This window comes from Mesorhizobium sp. WSM4844 (assembly GCF_055811775.1).
Genome location: NZ_JBVVQB010000001.1, coordinates 58,147 through 74,973, shown reverse-complemented (window position 1 = coordinate 74,973; position 16,827 = coordinate 58,147). Strand labels below are relative to the sequence as shown.

Genomic DNA, 16,827 nt, shown 5'->3' with positions numbered 1-16,827 from the left:
AGGTTGATAGTGGAGGTATTCAAATTCCCGAAGCCATTAACCAGTTAACCGATCATCCGCAAAGGCCACCAACAGTTCTCCACTGCCACGTCTACCGACATCCTGCGGCTCCAACAATGGCTACCGCACTCTTGGGTGTCGTAATAGACGGCAAGCGTCTCATCTCAGTTATTATAAGTGCGAAACCAAGCTACGAATGCCGCCACGCCGTCCCGCACAGGGGTCACCGGCTTATAGCCGACGGCGGCCTGCAAGGCCAAGGTGTCTGCGAAGGTGTCCGGCACGTCGCCCGGCTGCAGCGGCAGCAGTTCCACGATCGCCTTGCGGCCCAGTTCCTCTTCCAGCGCCTCGACATATTGGGTCAGTTTCACTGGGTTGTTGTTGCCGATGTTGAAGATGCGCCAGGGCGCGTTGCTCGTCGCGGGGTCCGGATCGTCCGAGTCCCAGCCGGCGTTTGGCGCTGCCGGCTGGTCGCTCGCCCGGATCACGCCTTGGGCGATGTCCTCGACATAGGTGAAGTCGCGCGTGTGGTTGCCGTTGTTGAAGAGCTTGATCGGCTCTCCGGCGAGTATGTTCCTCGTGAACAGGAACAACGCCATGTCGGGCCGGCCCCACGGGCCATAGACGGTGAAGAAGCGCAGGCCCGTTGTCGGCAGTCTAAACAGATGGCTGTAGCTATGCGCCATCAACTCGTTGGCACGCTTGGTGGCAGCGTAGAATTGCAGCGGATGATCGGCGGGCCGATGCTCTGAAAACGGCATATCGGTGTTAGCGCCATAGACGCTCGACGTGCTGGCATAGGTCAAATGTGCGATGTCGGCGTGGCGACAGGCCTCCAGTATGTTAGTGAAGGCGACTAAGTTGCTCTCGACGTAGGCATGCGGATTTTCGACGCTGTAACGAACGCCGGCCTGCGCAGCGAGGTGGACTACGCGATCGAATTTGTGATCGGCAAAGCATATTTCGACAGCAGCGCGATCGGCGAGATTGGCTCGGATGAAGTGATAGCCGGAATTGGTCCGTCTGTTCGTTTCCTCTAGGAGACGAAGTCGCGCCTCTTTCAGCTTGGGATCATAGTAGTCGTTGACGACGTCGAATCCGACGACTTCGTCACCGCGCTCTAACAATGCTTTAGCAACGTGGAACCCGATAAAGCCGGCAATGCCGGTGACCAGCACTTTCATCAGAAGCGATCGTCCGCCGCCGGATTGGGAATGGCGGCTCTGCCGGCGTCACTCACGGCATTAACGGAGCGAAACCGTTGCCGATCGATAGCACAAAATATCGCCGGTTTCTCACCTGCTCCCGGTATTTCCCACCCAAGCGTGCGAGATTGACCCATACTACTATCCAACTATTTCCGGGGAGCGATTCTCTGCCCCCCACAATGGCTACCGCACTCCCGGGTGATCCCGAGAGCCGACTTTGCAGCAATTGCATCGCATAACCGAGCGTCAATTATGCGATCGCGACGAGTTCCCTTGAATCCAAGTCAACAGGGATCTCGCCATTCATGATGGCAACCAAAACCCGGGCCCTTCCGGCCGGATCGAGCCGGTCAAGGCGACCGATCATCTCCGCGAAAGGACCTGCAAGAATCCGAACCGAAGCGCCCGCAGTAAGGCCTCCACTGAAATCAAGCAAGCCGTCCTTGCCAGTCAGGGCTATGAACCGCTCAACCAATCCCGAGGGGACCGGCAATGGCCGCTCGCCCTGCATGATGAGGGAGCGCACGCCGAACGTTCCATTGACCGAGCGCCACCTCTGCAGCGCGACATCGAGGGCGATGAACATGTAACCTGGAAAATATGCTGCCGGTCGCGTCTCGATGCGCCGGGCATGACGTATGGTCTTCTCGCTGCGAGGTATAAACGGGTGAAACCCCTGCAACCGGAGATGCCGTTCGGCGACGTCTTCTTTTCCCGGAAAAACGCTGGCGGCATACCAGCGCGCTGCGGCGCCGACCGCGGGCGGTTGCAACGCTGCCTTAACAGTTGTTTTTTTCGGGCTAATCACACGTCTCGCTCTCGGCGGTTTTCGGCATGGTTGATGTCAAGGGTTACGACAGCGCAACGATGCCGGTAAGCAGCTGTGTCGCGGGGATCAAGGCGGTTCGTCGAAAAAATTCCTGCTATTTGTCCATTAACTTCAGCTATGCCTAAGAAGCGATCGAGCCGCATTATTTTTTTAGCCACCCAACCAGCGGTATTGAACGATTGCGCCGATGTGTAGCCGCCTGGTTACACTGGCTCGGGACGAATCGCTGGCTGTTGTGGTCCTTAGTCCTTAGTCTTGACCATAGTGTGACGGTATCGTTAGCAAAGCGTTGCATAGCAGATGCCGGCCAATGGCCCGCCCTGCGATGACGAGAAGTCCGACGAGCCCGTCGCTGAAACAGGATCATTGCACGATTACAGCCAGCGATTGCGTCGACCAGAGTTCAGGAACGCTTGAGCAGTGACCAGACGGCTGGCACAAGGCTCGCCGCCAGGCCGACCTTGATCAGGTCGCCGACAATGAAGGGCGCGACGCCGAACTGCCATGACTTTTCCGGGCCGATGAGCAGCGCCAGCCAGGCAAAGCCCATCGCCATCATGACGATTTCGGCAACCAGCATCGCGTTGAAGAGCTTGACCGGATGACGATCCCAGCCGCGATCGGCGGCCCAGCCGACGATCGCCGCCATGACCACGAAGCCGAAGAGATAGCCGCCGGTCGAGCCGAGCATGTAGGCAATGCCGATGCCCTTTTCCGGCGTGCCCTGGAAGACCGGCAAGCCGATGGCGCCCTCCGCCATGTAGAGAAGCAGCGTGGCGACGCCGAGGCGCATGCCGAATGCAGCTGATATCAGGAACACGGCCAAGGTCTGCATCGAGATGTCGACCGGTCCGAGCAAAACCCTGGTCTTGGCCGACAAGGTCAGCAGCAGCGTCCCAACGATCGCCAGCAAAAGCTGGGTCGCCAGGCGGGCGGCGCCCTTTTCAGGCAGAGCGAGAGAAACAAGCGGCGTCGTTGCAATTGCCATGGTCTTCCTCATTGCGGACTACCGCAGATCGCGGCCTTGCGTTTTCCTATATTGGCTTCCGTGCTATGCGGCAATCGGTTTTGCCGTCTCTAAAGCGCGTGGCGTTCGACGGGCTCATGCGACGCGCTTTAGGTTGTTGTTTATGCGTGTCGTTATCGCAAAACCGCTGCACACTTTAGCGCGACACGCATTGCAACAGAACTGAACGACATTGGCCATGGCGCTGAAATTCGACACAGACTTCGACCCGGCCTACGGCCACGGCGTGACCGTTGCGCCCGACGTGCTTCGGATTACCGCGAAAAATCCCAGCCCGTTCACCTTCTACGGCACCAACAGCTACATCGTTGGGCGCGAGACGCTGGCGGTGATCGATCCGGGGCCGGATAACGATGCGCATCTCAAGACACTGATCGAGGTGATCGCAGACAGGCCGGTCAGCCATATTTTCGTCAGCCACACGCATCGCGACCATTCTCCGCTGGCAGCGCGGCTGAAGCAGCACACTGGCGCAATTATCCTGGCCGAGGGCCCACATCGGCCGGCGAGGCCGCTGCGCATAGGCGAAATCAATCCGCTCGACGCCAGCGCCGACACCGCCTTCAATCCGGATATCGCGCTTCCCGATGGTTTGGTGGTAAACGGCGACGGCTGGGCGATCAGAACGGTGCTGACGCCGGGCCATGCCGCCAATCATGCAGCCTTTGCGCTGGAAGGAAACGGTATCCTGTTCTCGGCCGATCATGTCATGGCCTGGGCGACCTCCATCGTTGCGCCGCCGGACGGCGCCATGGCCGACTATATGGCCTCGCTGGATCGGCTGATCGAGCGCGACGACCGCCTGCTGCTGCCCGGCCATGGCGGGCCGGTGACCGCGCCGCGTAGTTTCATGCGCGAGTTGAAGGCGCATCGCAGGGCACGCGAGCAAGCGATCCTGGAGCGGATCAGAAGCGGTCACCGGACGATCAAGGAGATGGTCGCGGCGATCTACAGGGATACCGACCCGCGCCTGCACGGCGCGGCCGGACTGTCGGTGCTTGCCCATCTCGAGGACCTGGTGGCCCGCGGCCTGGTGAGCACCGACGGCGAGCCGGCAATCGACGGCATATTCAGGCCGCCTGGCTAAGATCCAGCCACGAACTCGCACTACGCTCCTGAAAGCTCAGAACCGGCTGGAACGCTCTGCCGGTTGAGGCGACTTTAAACCCTGGCAAGAGCATTCCGGTTTGGCCGAAAGTCGCGCGGCGGTCTCCAGCGCGACCCGCGAGGCTGTCATGGAGAGATTGGGCAGCACGTCCTCCTGCAGCAATTTCCGCCGATTGCGGTCCATATAGTCGTTGAAGCCCGCCGTGACGAACGCACAGGGCACGAAGCAAGCGCCGATCTCGCGCGCCAAGGTGGCCTCAGGGGCGATGGAATGGTTAAGCACATCCGCCCCGTGCCGCGATACGCCAAGGCTTCGGCTGGGGTTGTCAGTCGCGGCCCATAACAGTGGACCGCCACCAACTGCTGTTCGATGCCATGAACGCGGCATTCGGCTGGCCAATGGCGACGGGCCGTTTCGACCAGAACCGCCGCACATCGCCGCCAGGCGCCTGAACGATCTCGATCTGCCAAAACTTGGCGCCAGGATCGGCGTCGGCGGGGATGAGATCCACGCCTTCCTCGACGTCGAGACCACGCGCCACGGCTTCGATGCGCAGGGAGGGCGATCATCAGAATCCAATGAGACGCGCTCACAGAGCGCCTGCACTCGATCCTGACAAAAGACAAGAACGCGCATGGAACATGGAAAGAGACAGGTTTTTTGCTTTCACGGATCGCAAGTTCTTGATCGGCGATCGTGGCGATGCGCAGCACGTTCAGTTGATTTTTCGAAGCTTGGATGCAAACGTGGTAGCAGGCACCGCTTTGCCCTCGACATGATAGTAGGCTCGGTGCGGATCACCGAGCCCAGCCTTGCCAGCTTTCAAGAGATCATATGGGATTGCAATCAGTCACCGAACGGATAGGTTTTTTCGTCACATTGCTTGCCGTGCTTGCGCTTTTGCCTGTGCCACGTCTTACGGAATTCGGCTTCGAGGTAGGTTTCCATTACGACAGGCTGAGTCACGCCACCGTTTTCGCTGTGTTGAAATTTTTTGGGAGTCTCAGTTGGCGGGAACATAAAGCGAAGTTGGTACTCTTCCTCGCTTTGGTTGGCGCAGCGATCGAGGTCCTTCAGGGCAAGGCTTTGATAAGACGCGATTGTGTTCGTTCACTTGCTGGACGAGCGGCTTGACGCCTGTAAATGGATCAGTCTCACAACAGCGTTGCAAGCCGACGTTGTGAGGTGGCGCACCGATAACCGAAGATCGTGCGAATTGCCGGGTGCGAGTGAGGCTGTTAAGTATCCGTTGGCCCGCTGCTTTGCGCGACCGTAAAATATAGATTTCGTTGTATGTCACAGGTCGGAGAACGTATGTCTTGGCGCTGGCCTGCGATTTTAGCGATGTTTTTGGCGCTGTTCACGTGGGGAATCCTCGCCCTACTGCAAGCGAATGAGCCCAAAAAACGCCCGCCGGTCAGGATCGACAGCCCGATACCATTTAGCGGCAAACTCGTAATAAAAGACATTAGGGATATAACTGTTGCATCCAAACAGGTGATCTTGTGCGGAGCGACTTTCACGAAGCCGTCTGGGATGATTGGCCTCGTGTCCGAAGCGGCAAGGCAGCGGTTCCCGCCGCAGACGGTCTCCTGCAAGCCAGTAGGACTGGGCACGCCTTGTGATGGCCTTGTCGCCGCAAGGCTGTACAACTCTATAGTGGCCCAGTGTTTTACTAAGGACGGGGCTGATCTCGCCGAACAACTAATAAGCCAAGGATTTTTGTGCGGTCAGCCCGAGAGGTCCGGCGGACATTATAAGCCTTGCTGATGGGCTCAAAAATTACATTATTCATCAACAGATCACATAGAATACATCAAACGATTTTCAACTCTGCCCAACTTTAACCAAGTACTCCCAGGCATCCTATCAGCGATTAACGAATCTATCAATGAGGTGCGGCTATTGATTTGGCGCTAATATACGCCGTGTAGTAGGCAGGCACCGCGGGGTGCTATCGAACAGAACCTGTTCGAAGGCCCGTACCTAAACAGGCTCCCTTTTGTTTTCGATCGTTCCCCAATATCCGTCATTAATCGGCCCGAAACTGGAGTACCACTCCCATGGAGCGGCTCGGATAAAATTCGTCGCACCATACTGAACGGCGGCGATCGAGCGCAAAACAACGACTGGTGATTTGAATGAAACGTCGTTCCTTTCTTCGCCTGCTTGGGGGTAGCGCTATCTTGCCCAGTGCACCGCAAGCCAACGAAGGAACAATTGCGAATCTCTCCGTCCATTCGGTAAAGCCAACGAGCGCCCAGGGCGTACTCCATGATTCGATCGCCGGCGGAGGGGAAATTGCAGAACGGGCTGCCGTGACAGCCGAGATGTTCGGCGCTGTCGGTGACGGCACGACCGATGACGACGCCGCAATGGTTGCGATGTGTGACTGGGGCCGGAAGCATGGCCATCTTCATTGGATTGGCGAGACAGGGAAGACCTACACCACCAAGCACGCCCATATGTTTTGCGGCATCGAATACCTGACGCTAGATTTCAACGGCGCCGCGATCATGAACACGCACGGCGGGGCAGCAGATGTCGGGTTCGTGTCCGACAACGAAGGGCTGCATTTCGGCACCATCTTCATGACCAATGGTCATGAAGCTCCCTCTGGGAACTACTATGCGGGCGAGACTATCGCCACGGCGTCTGCGGGGGATACGACCGTCGAGGTGACGGGTTCTTTGGATGGAACCGGTCTCACGGCGGGCGCGCGTGTTTTCATTTATGGTTTCAGCGGTGGTGGCTTCTCCGGATTCCCGCCTGATCCGCGCATCTCAGAATACAATGAGATCGAGAGTGTTGACGGCAGCAGCGTCTCGCTGCGGCGCAGACTGACGTATGACTATGACGCCCGCTGGCCGAATGGATCCGGCACCTTCGTATTTGGCGCCCCTCGCATCATCTCTGCCGATCGCAGCAACTTCAAAGGCTATCGCCGCCTTATCATCTACGACATGAATGTCGTTGCCAATCCGAATTGGACGACGGCTAACGCTAACCTTGAGCGCAATGGCCGCGTGACCATCGGTGGCTTTGATTACTGCGAGATCAGGGGCGGCCAGATGGACGGCGGCTTGTATGTCAGCCAAGGCAAGTACGTCGATGCGTGCGAGCTTGATGTCCGCGGCGGGATTGAGTTCGACAAGTGCATAGATGAGGTAGTGTTCCGCAGTTCCAAATGCCTTGAAATAGGGGCTGGCGTGGGCGTACGTTCGCTCATTCTTGAGGACGTGCAGGCTCAGGATCTCTGGAACCTGTCACCGAGCAAGAACCTCGTTGTCAGGCGCGGCCGTCTTGTTGGTCTGTCGGCCAGCGCGACTTCTGTTCTCGGCCCCACCAGCTCACTAACGGAGAACATCTCCATTGAAGGCACGGAATTCGTCGTCATCAGTTCCACGAAGACATGCCTTTTCTCCGGCGACTATCGGGAAGTGTCGATCACGAAGGAAAGCGATACGCTGCTGTCAATCCCGCGCAGGCATTTCGACTCGTCGCAGATCGCGCGGTTCATGTCGCCCGATGCGATGTTCTACACCTCTGCAGGCGTCCCGGCCTTCCGGCTGAACAAGATGCCTTACGAAGTGGATGATGTCGTCTACTTCGAAGGGGATTCCCTCATTTCCCTGAGCACGGATGACGAGATCAGGGCATTCTGCCACCGCAATATCAGGACGCGCGACCTTGCCTTTGTCGGCCCCTACGGCAAAGAAATAAGGACGCTCGGGAGAGCCATTGCCACACCGGTCGATATTGACTCCTTCGACATCGGGCCGGCTTTCTTCTCCTTCGACCAGCGGATTATACCGCCTACCGGGGGATCTATCACCAACCCGATCGGCAAGCGCATGTTCATCAACCGCATCAGCATTGATGTGCTGCGGGCCTATTCCGGCGATAGCGGGACGGCAACCCTCCAGCTCCGCAACATTGGCGGCGCGACGTTATTCACCATAGACCTGAAAACGGCGGGGCGAAGGGTGATCGACGTTTCAGGAGCGTACAATTTGGCATCAGAGGATAGCGGCGCGATTGACCATGACCCGATCTGGATAGTTGACATCCGAGTTACCAACGGACTCTCCGTGAAATCCGATCTTGAAGGATCATTGTGGTCGTTCCGGTGCGAGGGTGTTCGAACTCCGCTCTGAGAAGTGAATTACTGCGGTATCGTTTTAGTTGAGAAGTGACATCCAATGAGACTAGATGGAGACTCAACAGGTTTTCCTTGGACAATCCGAGGCGAGGTAGTGTGCTGAGGGTTCTGCAAATTCGCTGAGAGGGGCGGTCATGGCAGGCTGGTGATGTTCAACGTCACCTGATTCCCGCGAAGGAACGCCACCATGACCAAGACTGAAAGTAAGACCGCCAGCGCCGCCGTCAAAGACATTCTGCTTTCGGACCCGCAAGGTCTGCACGAAGTGATCCGTGCGGTGATGCAGGAGGTGCTCGAGGCCGAGATCGCAGCGGCCCTTTGCAAAGTCCTTCGACTGATAGCAGGCGACATTGTCGGTCATGACACGGGTGACGGTGATGCCGAGACTGGCGTGTAGGTCACGGCCGCTTTGAGGAAAGCGATCGCACTCTGCTTCTTTTCGTCGGGCAGGACCTGCGTGAACGCGACGCGCGAGGCATCAGCGGCGACGCACAGGGCAGAGCACTTGGCGCAGCTCCGAGCGTGAGGACGGCTGGGAGGTCGTTCATGTCTGCATCGACGATGCGTCGCTCACATTCAGCCAAATCAAAGCCGACCATGGTAGCCTCAAGCGAACATGCCCATCTTGCTATCACAACGTTGGAAGCCAACCTCACAATCGAGTTCAATTAAGCACGGGATGCCAACCATATCGAGACGGCTGCTGGGCTCATGGCTTCACTAAAATCGCTTGAGCCATACGTCGAAAGAACCGAAGCCTATTATCAAAGATGCCAGAAAGCCGGACAACATCAATCTTCGTGCCGGTGACTATCAATCGCGGCGGGCCTTCGTGACCCGCAAGGATCTCAGGTCGATTTCCGGGGAAACCGCTCTTCGCCTCTGTCCGTTCATTGTTTACCGGCAGCTATGTCGAGGCCCAGTGTCGAGCCCTCACTGGGGCTTGCCGCCAGTGCTGTCGAGATACTGGGTCAGCGCACAGACAAGATGGTAGAAGATGCTCGCCGGCACCTCGGTCGCCAGCGAGCGGCCACGCTCGTCGATCCGATCTACCCACAGGCCGAGCGGTGCCGGATTGATGTGCCAACGGAACAGGCGACCGACACGCGCTTCGATCTCGGGCTTGAGGTCAGGGCCACCTGAACCGTCCAGTGCAATCGCCGCCTTGATTGCTTCGGCCTGCGGCCAACTGCGCGAGACAAGATCGAGTGGCAGGCCTTGCCGCGAGACGGCGCTATAGGCAAGGCCAGTGGCGCGATTGAGGCCGCTGGCAATGGCCGAGGCATAGAGCTTTCTGGCAAAGCCGGTCAGATCACTTTGGCCGGTGCGCTCCGCGAAGTCGACCAGCAGCGAGGCCCATTCGAAATGGTGGCCGGGTTCCGTCCATGCGCCTTTTTGGCCCTCCGCCGGCCTCCACTCGGCATCGAAATACTCGCCCAGCGTCCAGCTTTCCGGATCGAAGAAATGGCTGCGAAACAGATCGACGATGCGCGCGGCGCGGCGAAGATAGGCGAGCTCGCCGGTCGCTTGATGCCAGGCCAGGAAAGCCTCGAGCAGATGCATGTGCGGGTTGGAGCGGCGTTCGCCCTCGCCGCTCGACGTTTCGAGAAAGCCGGTCATGCGGTGATCCTCGAGATGCGCGTCGAGGAACGAAAACGTTTCTTCGGCAAGCCGCAATGCATCAGGGTTGCCGACCATATGGGCATGCGCCAGCGCCAGCAGCACGCAAGAATGATCATAGGCATCCTCAACTGCGTCGGCGACAGTGCCGTCGACATTGAGCGTGCGCACCCAGCCGCCATTGTCGGTGCGGCCGTTCCTGGCCATGAATTCGAGGCCGTGGCCGATCAACCGGTCGGCAGGCCCGTCCCAGCCGCGCGCCCTGGCGACAGCGAAGGCGTAGACTTGCCTGGCCATTGTGCGCATGCGCTTGGGCTTCTTCAGCGGTGTGGCGTCAAAGCTGAGCGCCTCGTGGAAACCGCCATGGCGCTCATCGACCCCGACCGTGGACCAAAGCGGCACCGTCTCTTCAAACAGCCAGTGATGCACACGGCGCCGCCAGGCGCCGCTTTCGATCACGCGGTCACCGGCGGGCGTGAACCTAGTTTCCAGGCGGCCGCTCTTTTCGAGCTGCTCGACGATCTTTTTGACGTTCTGGCTGCGGCTGACCGGAGCGACGAAGGTGGCATCGGCGGTCGAGACGATGGCAACGTCCTTCAAGCCGATGGCCGAGAGCAAGCGACTGTCGCTGCGGATATAGGAATTCTCGCAGTCGATGGCGACGACATCGCCGACGATGACATTGCCGTCATTGTCGGAGGGGCCGACATCGAGCAGTGACTGCCAGGAGCCGAGATCATTCCAGCGGAAGCCGGCCGGCACCATGGCAATGTGGCTGGCGCGCTCCATGATGGCATAGTCGATCGACGTCGAGGGAATCGCGGCGTAGAGTTCCAGAGGCATATAGAGGCCGGAAAGATCCGATGTCGCTGCATGGTAGGCAATCTCAGTGGCCTTCCAAATCTCAGGCTCAAAAGCCCTGAAGGCGTCGCGCATGGCACTGGCGCAAAACAGGAAAATGCCGGTGTTCCAGTAGAAGTTGCCCGCGGCCAGGTAAGTCTGCGCGGTCGCGAGGTCCGGTTTTTCGACGAAACGCGAGACATCGCAGATGCCATCCTTCTCGCCGGCGATCTCGATATAGCCGTAACCGGTTTCGGGATGGCCGGGCTTGATGCCGAATACCACCAGCCGGCCGGCGCGCGCCGCGCCGGCACCGTTTTCCACGCTCTGCCAGAATTGCCGTGCGGTCGTGATCTCATGATCGGACGGCACTACCAACACCAGGCTGTCGCCAAATTCGGAGAGGGTGCGCAGCGTCGCCAAGGCAACGGCGGCGGCGGTGTTGCGGCCGGTCGGCTCGAACAAAGGGCCACCACCCGAAAGGTCTAGCCCGGCGAGATCGGCGTGGACGCGGTCGGCGTGCCGCTCCGAGGCAATCAGGAAGACCGGCGTTTCGCCGTCCGGCCGCGCCGTAAGCCGGTGCAAAGTTTTGATCAACATCGAGCCATCGCCCGAAAAATCATGGAACTGCTTGGGATTGTCCTCGCGCGACAACGGCCACAGCCGTGAGCCAATACCGCCACTCATAACAAAACTGACGATCCGCTCGGTCATTGGGCTCTCGCGCTCAAAAGGTCTGGGATGCCGACTTCAGTGCCGCGCAGCACCGCGTCGACGCTTTCGAAGCTCTGCCAGCGCTAGTCCCCAATACAAGCTCCTGTTTGTCCAACGACGCCAGCTTAAAATCCTGAGGCGCGCCGTTTTCCGCAACGATTCCCACACTGTTAACCGTGGTCAATGTGCGACGCTTTCTAAAACGTTCAATCTCAACAATGCAAGGAGGCTGCCGCGTATCTCGTCGGCGTCCTTGCCACCGGCCTTGCATTTGCGCCATTCTCGTCCGCAGCAAAGCGTGGACGCCGCCCGGATTTCAAGAAGTCCTTGTTAGGTGGCTCTTGGGCAAAACGAGGGTGCTAAAGCGGTTGAGCTAACGCCCGTTGCGCTATTCGCAAGGCCTGCGTGTCTCGGCAAGTCCAACTTGAACCTAAAGGGCGGCCTGGGTCGCCCCTTCTTCTCGCCGACGTGGCGCGTTGTCAGTTCGTAGTCCTGTGCAGGGAGAGGAACTAGGCGGACGGTGTGGCTGCATTGGCCCAGCCGCGATCAGCCCAATGTCCCTTCGGTGGGTGTGCCCCGGCGGATCGTGACGAACGTCACCTCCTTTATGCGATGCCGACTTCTACTGGGAAGGGCCTGCAATAGGTAGCATTCTGGACTTTTTTGCATTGAGCACGGGCGCGTCAGCGCGCGGCGGTCGTTAATACTCACACCCAGGGATAACCGAGTACTATTGGCCCCTCCCAAAGCTCGCGCGTCTCCTCAAACCCCCACGGCCGCAGTTTTTCACACAATTCTTCGGCCTTGCGCTTGAGCGAATGGATTAGATCTCTGTCGCTTTCGATAGCCTTCTTGAGGCGCCTCACCACCGCAGACCTGGGCTCCTCCGCAAGCGCTTTCTCCGATGCCGCAAGCCTGTTTTTGATAAACTGGACCATTTGGCGAGATTCTTCTCGACACTCCTCATAGGCGGCTATTGATCTGGCCTTTTCCTCTTTGGTCAATGGACCCACAATCCAGACCTCCCCATTCCGCTCATTTCGCAGGTCGAGGATAATTTGATCCGGATGCGGAATGATTTCAGGCAGCCCAGTTATGCCCAGCCGAGCGCGCCGCTCGAGCTCTTTCTCCGCGCGAATCTTGTAGTCCATCAGTGCTGAGATGTTTTCTCGTTCGATGCGCGCCCGTTCCCTTTCAGCGGTGAATAGCATCTCCGTGAACTGGCGCTGAGAGCGCGGATCGCCCTTCATCGCATTGATGCCGATGGAGCGCACCACGGCCTGTGCGACTGGTGTCTTGATAGAGCGTTCGCCGTCGTTGATCTTGATGACGCGTTGAGCCTCGCTCAAGACGAGCGAAATGATATCGCTGTCCTTCATCTTGTTTTTGGAGCCACGCGGGCGACCGGCAGGATTGCCGGAACGGCCGGGCCTGAACTTTCTCTCGGCAGGCGGCTTTCCATAGCCGACCTCATAATTCCGCTCCGGCTTGTCGGAAGACGGTTCACTACCTCCACTGCGTGATTTGCTCATTGTGCTGCCTCCTGGAATTTCGAAGTGATGCCTTCAGCGATGCGGTTCGCTTCGTCCCTGGCGTACGTCTCCCAGCGTCGGATGATGCGATCGCAATAGATCGGGTCGAGTTCACACAGGAAGCCGCGACGACCTGTTTTTTCCGCAGCGATGAGGGTTGAGCCTGAGCCACCGAAGATATCGAGGATGATGTCGCCGCCGGCAGAGCAATCCTTGATGGCGTCGGCGATCATCTGAACCGGCTTGACGCTCGGATGGAGAGAAAGCTCGTCCATTCGGCCGGTCTTCGAGGTTTTGACGCTCTTGTACTGCCAAACGTTGGTGCGGTGGCGCCCATGCTGGCCAACTTCGAAGGTGTTGATATGTGGCGCCTCGCCATTCTTGAAGGCGAAGATCAGTTCGTGGCGGGAGCGGTAGAATGTGCCCGTCCCAACATTGTCCTTTGCCCAGACGATCAGATCCTTCAGGCCGGAATAGACACTGTCGCCGGCCTTGAGCATTTCGCCCATATGGCGCCAGTCCATGCAGATGAAATGTATGGAGCCGTCACACGAGTGACGCACGAGATTGCGAAACGAGGCGGCCAGGAAATCGGTGTACTCGGAAGAGGTCATCTCGTCCGAGCCGATGGCGAACTCCCGGCGCCTGGTCACTCCCGAGCCGCCGACGTGCCCCTGGATCTCCACTTTGTAGGGCGGATTGGAAAATACCATCCTTGCGATTTCGCCATCCATCACCGTGGCGACAACCCCGACGTCGAGTGCGTTGCCGCAGATCAGCCGGTGCCGGCCAAGTTGCCAGACATCGCCGGCCTTGCATCGCGGCGTGGCTTCTTCGAGCGGCGGCAAGGCATCGTCTCTTGGGTTGCCTTCCTCCTCGGGAACCAGCCCTTCGACGAGATGGTGGATCTCGGCGACGGAGAAACCAGTGATCTCGGCGCTGAAGCCGAGGTCGACATCAACGTCGAGCAATGCCTGCAGTTCTTCAGCAAGCAGGTCTTGGTCCCAGCCCGCATTGAGTGCCAGCTTGTTGTCCGCCAGCACGAAGGCCCGCTTCTGTTGCGGGGTCATCGTATCTAACCGGACGCAAGGAACACGGTCCATGCCGAGCAGCTTGGCCGCTTCGACCCGGCCATGGCCGGCCAGAATGGTGCCTTCCTGATCGAGCAGGACCGGATTGGCGAAACCGAATGTCTTGATGCTTTCGGCAATCTGCCTGACCTGCTTGCGCGAGTGGGTTCGGGCGTTGCGCGCATAAGGCTTCAGAGTGGCGACCTGGCGATACTCGATCTGCAGATCCTCGCCGTGGCCTCGGCCGCTACCGGGCGACTTTCCCTCACCACCATCCTGGGCCGATTTAAATATTCTATTTTTGTTCGTCATGTGTAATCCTTTTGTTCGTATCTGCGGTAAGCCCTCAGCTGGAACTGAGCGCCGGCACAACGCTGTAGACCACAACAGACGCGAAGCGCGGACAGCGCCGAACGCGGGGCAACTGACCTAAAATGTGGTGATTCGTTCGCCCGCGTCGTCGAATTTCTGTCCACCGACTTGGGCAGGTGGTGGATAGTGGGGATGAAGGGAATCAGGCTGATTTCGCTTGACGGCCATCAAAGTGATTCGAGCCGAGATGCCAGATCGTGGCTACAAGTGAATCCAGGGCCTGCAGAGGCTTCCGCAGTTCTTTAAAGAGTCTATCAAGGACAATTTCGTCGCCGCCCGATCCTGTGTGGCGAGCCCGCACGATGCTCGAAGAAAAGACAAAGCCATAAATTCCGCTCTCGCACGCCATGAAGAGCGGCGTCCATGACGTCTCTGAATCCTTTGGTGCAAGTTGGCAACCTCGTTAAACCTGCCAGCCTCGTTGTAGCCATTCATGAAGCGAGCGAAGCGGGCCAACGGTCGCCAAGGGGCGCGGCACTTGAGAAAATCGCCGGCTAGCGACCGCCGCTCCATTCCTACAATTCCTCGTTAAGAAATCTCGTCACCGCCGTCCTATCCTGAGCATGCCAAAACATTTGCTCTGGTGTGCACTTCAAGTCCTTTTCCCGCGGTTTTTGGCTGCCGCCAAGGTGGAACTTCGTCGCCGCTGTGTGGCGAAGATCGGGGAAGTGCAAATCTAGTCGGTCTTCATCTCGTGCATAGATGTGCCAATACCGTTGAGCGTCCAACGTCCTCGGCAACCCACGCAGGGTCTTTTCACCTTCAGGGCCGGAGCCTTCGCCGTGATCCGCTCGGCCGCCTCGGCTTGGAAGTCGGGGTGATGATGATAATAGGTCGAGCGGAGAACCGCCTCCGTCATGCCAAGAAAGTCGGCTGCCAGAGATAGCTCCGTCCCGTTCTGCATCAACCACGTCGCGGCGGTGTGGCGAAGAACGTGGGGCGTCACGTCGGTTTCGAACTTGCCGTCTTTGTCATACCAGCCAAGCCCGGCCGCCTCGCACGCGCTATTGAATGATTTCTTGATGGAGCCGACGGGTCGGCCCTGCCACTCGACGACGAAGTCGTGCGCGATCATCCGGCCGATCGTAAGGCTCTTGCCTCGCTTTTTCGTCTTGATGTTGACAGGCGTCGTCGCCCATCGGCGGATATGCGATAGCAGGCGATCGGGGAGCCGGACGGGCGGCTGTCGCTTCTTGGTCTCACGCTGGCCGTCGGCGCGGCGATAGAACACGCCGCGATCGAGGTCGACGTAGCCCCGACCTTCCGTCGGCCGAATAGCCGCGTCACAGACCGCACCGGAGCGCGTTCCGGTATACAGCGCCACAAGAATGAACCGGGCGACGTGTTGGCCTGTCCGGCGATCGCTGGCTTTGCCTTTCCATGTCTGCCGCATTCGCCATGCCGCGAGGATCAATCGCGCGGCTTCGCTCCGTGTGAGCCAGCGCTGGCGCCCCACGGACTTCTCCGGCATGACGATTGCAGGGATCGAAGTCACATAGCCTTCGGCATAGTAGTGCTTCAGGGCGGCGCGGAGGTCTTCTAGCTTTCGACGCGCCGCCGGAACCGTAGGCGATTGCTTGACGTAGTCGCGACAGAGTTGACCATTGATATCGGCCACCATCAAGCGGCCAAAAAACTTGTTGATGGCGGAGAGCCGCGCGAGCGTTTCGCCCGGCGCGGCATGAGTTGGTGCGATTTCGTTCGCGTAGACGATGATAACGTCGGCGACTTTTACTTGATCGGGATCACGGTTCCGTTGCCGCGACGGGGTGTGTTTTTCCGCGAGGTAGCTTTGCAGGCGCTTCTCAGCCTCGCCAAGGTCATTTCGGCCGCATCCTGTGCTAATTCGCCTTCCGTTATCTTCGATGTACCAGCCGGCGTTCGCCAAGAGCTTGCCGTCTTTTTTCCTGTATTCCTTCCGCCAGACAAGGCGGGCTCCTTTGCTTGGACGCGGCATAGCTCTCTCATGCGCTCGATCGCGGACAAGGTGGTATATTCCTTGTTGGCGATTATTTCTGTGGTAAGGCGACCGGCGTCGCGCTCCTTTCGAAGACCTTTGACTCCCATTGATCCATCTGGAAACGCGATCCTGGCCGCAAGGTCGAGCCGGATGGGCGCTTCAACGTGGTAATCGGAAAAGCTCTTTGGCTCCAACTCTCTGAACCGGCTCATATTTTCCTCGTACTATGCCTCAAGACGAACCTGCTCGAGCACGAAAACTAGACCTCGATCTTTCTTTTCTAATCCGCTGTTTTGGTTCCCGGAAATAGGGTAATTAAGAACTATTCTCGGTCGCCTGATAAAGAGCACGACTCGGAGGCTATTTTCCATTTTCTATCAAAATG

12 protein-coding genes and 3 pseudogenes are annotated in these 16,827 nt (G+C 58.5%); 5 read left to right on the top strand and 10 right to left on the bottom strand.

What is annotated here, in order from left to right; all coding sequences use genetic code 11:
• Positions 1 to 164 precede the first annotated feature (164 nt).
• The 3 genes from AC0L2A_RS00385 to AC0L2A_RS00375 all read right to left on the bottom strand — a co-directional run bounded on the left by AC0L2A_RS00385 (position 165) and on the right by AC0L2A_RS00375 (position 3,025).
• Positions 165 to 1,184, bottom strand: coding sequence for an NAD-dependent epimerase (locus AC0L2A_RS00385; RefSeq protein ID WP_473607094.1), 1,020 nt, complete (start codon positions 1,182 to 1,184; stop codon positions 165 to 167).
• Positions 1,185 to 1,458: 274 nt separating this feature from the next.
• Positions 1,459 to 2,016: a transcription termination/antitermination protein NusG gene (nusG, locus tag AC0L2A_RS00380; RefSeq protein WP_473607093.1), complete on the bottom strand. Its 558-nt coding sequence runs from the start codon at positions 2,014 to 2,016 to the stop codon at positions 1,459 to 1,461.
• A 424-nt stretch (positions 2,017 to 2,440) separates the two neighbouring features.
• A complete protein-coding gene (locus AC0L2A_RS00375) occupies positions 2,441 to 3,025 on the bottom strand; it encodes a biotin transporter BioY (protein WP_473607092.1) in 585 nt (194 codons plus the stop codon).
• Between the two features lie 217 nt (positions 3,026 to 3,242).
• Between AC0L2A_RS00375 and AC0L2A_RS00370 the strand changes: the two genes are divergently transcribed.
• Positions 3,243 to 4,151 (top strand): MBL fold metallo-hydrolase, encoded by a 909-nt coding sequence (locus AC0L2A_RS00370; protein WP_473607091.1) that lies wholly within the window; start codon positions 3,243 to 3,245, stop codon positions 4,149 to 4,151.
• Positions 4,152 to 4,187: 36 nt separating this feature from the next.
• Here the strand turns inward: AC0L2A_RS00370 and AC0L2A_RS00365 are convergent, their stop codons facing one another.
• Together AC0L2A_RS00365 and AC0L2A_RS00360 are read right to left on the bottom strand one after the other, a co-directional pair.
• Positions 4,188 to 4,421: a hypothetical protein gene (locus AC0L2A_RS00365; RefSeq protein WP_473607090.1), complete on the bottom strand. Its 234-nt coding sequence runs from the start codon at positions 4,419 to 4,421 to the stop codon at positions 4,188 to 4,190.
• A gap of 76 nt (positions 4,422 to 4,497) precedes the next feature.
• Positions 4,498 to 4,713: a hypothetical protein gene (locus AC0L2A_RS00360; RefSeq protein ID WP_473607089.1), complete on the bottom strand. Its 216-nt coding sequence runs from the start codon at positions 4,711 to 4,713 to the stop codon at positions 4,498 to 4,500.
• Between the two features lie 293 nt (positions 4,714 to 5,006).
• Between AC0L2A_RS00360 and AC0L2A_RS00355 the strand changes: the two genes are divergently transcribed.
• The 3 genes and pseudogenes from AC0L2A_RS00355 to AC0L2A_RS00345 all read left to right on the top strand — a co-directional run.
• Positions 5,007 to 5,306: a hypothetical protein gene (locus AC0L2A_RS00355; protein ID WP_473607088.1), complete on the top strand. Its 300-nt coding sequence runs from the start codon at positions 5,007 to 5,009 to the stop codon at positions 5,304 to 5,306.
• 1,007 nt (positions 5,307 to 6,313) lie between these two features.
• Entirely contained in the window at positions 6,314 to 8,329 is a 2,016-nt protein-coding gene (locus tag AC0L2A_RS00350) for a hypothetical protein (protein ID WP_473607087.1), read from the top strand.
• A 192-nt stretch (positions 8,330 to 8,521) separates the two neighbouring features.
• Positions 8,522 to 8,653, top strand: a pseudogene (locus AC0L2A_RS00345) (IS256 family transposase); the annotation flags it as partial.
• Positions 8,654 to 8,671: 18 nt separating this feature from the next.
• On the opposite strand, the pseudogene AC0L2A_RS00340 reads toward AC0L2A_RS00345, so the two are convergent.
• Positions 8,672 to 8,814 (bottom strand): annotated as a pseudogene (locus tag AC0L2A_RS00340) (IS481 family transposase); the annotation flags it as partial.
• A 5-nt stretch (positions 8,815 to 8,819) separates the two neighbouring features.
• Here AC0L2A_RS00340 and AC0L2A_RS00335 point away from each other — a divergent pair.
• Positions 8,820 to 8,930 (top strand): annotated as a pseudogene (locus tag AC0L2A_RS00335) (IS481 family transposase); the annotation flags it as partial.
• 337 nt (positions 8,931 to 9,267) lie between these two features.
• On the opposite strand, the gene AC0L2A_RS00330 reads toward AC0L2A_RS00335, so the two are convergent.
• From AC0L2A_RS00330 to AC0L2A_RS00315, 4 genes are all read right to left on the bottom strand, one after another.
• Positions 9,268 to 11,508: an AGE family epimerase/isomerase gene (locus AC0L2A_RS00330; protein WP_473607086.1), complete on the bottom strand. Its 2,241-nt coding sequence runs from the start codon at positions 11,506 to 11,508 to the stop codon at positions 9,268 to 9,270.
• Between the two features lie 707 nt (positions 11,509 to 12,215).
• Positions 12,216 to 13,040 carry a DUF5681 domain-containing protein gene (locus tag AC0L2A_RS00325; protein WP_473607085.1) on the bottom strand — a complete coding sequence of 275 codons (825 nt, stop codon included), beginning with the start codon at positions 13,038 to 13,040 and terminating at the stop codon, positions 12,216 to 12,218.
• Positions 13,037 to 14,422 (bottom strand): site-specific DNA-methyltransferase, encoded by a 1,386-nt coding sequence (locus AC0L2A_RS00320; protein ID WP_473607084.1) that lies wholly within the window; start codon positions 14,420 to 14,422, stop codon positions 13,037 to 13,039. The genes AC0L2A_RS00325 and AC0L2A_RS00320 overlap by 4 nt, the downstream gene beginning before the upstream one ends.
• Positions 14,423 to 15,158: 736 nt before the next feature.
• Entirely contained in the window at positions 15,159 to 16,439 is a 1,281-nt protein-coding gene (locus tag AC0L2A_RS00315) for a site-specific integrase (RefSeq protein ID WP_473607083.1), read from the bottom strand.
• Positions 16,440 to 16,827: the final 388 nt, after the last annotated feature.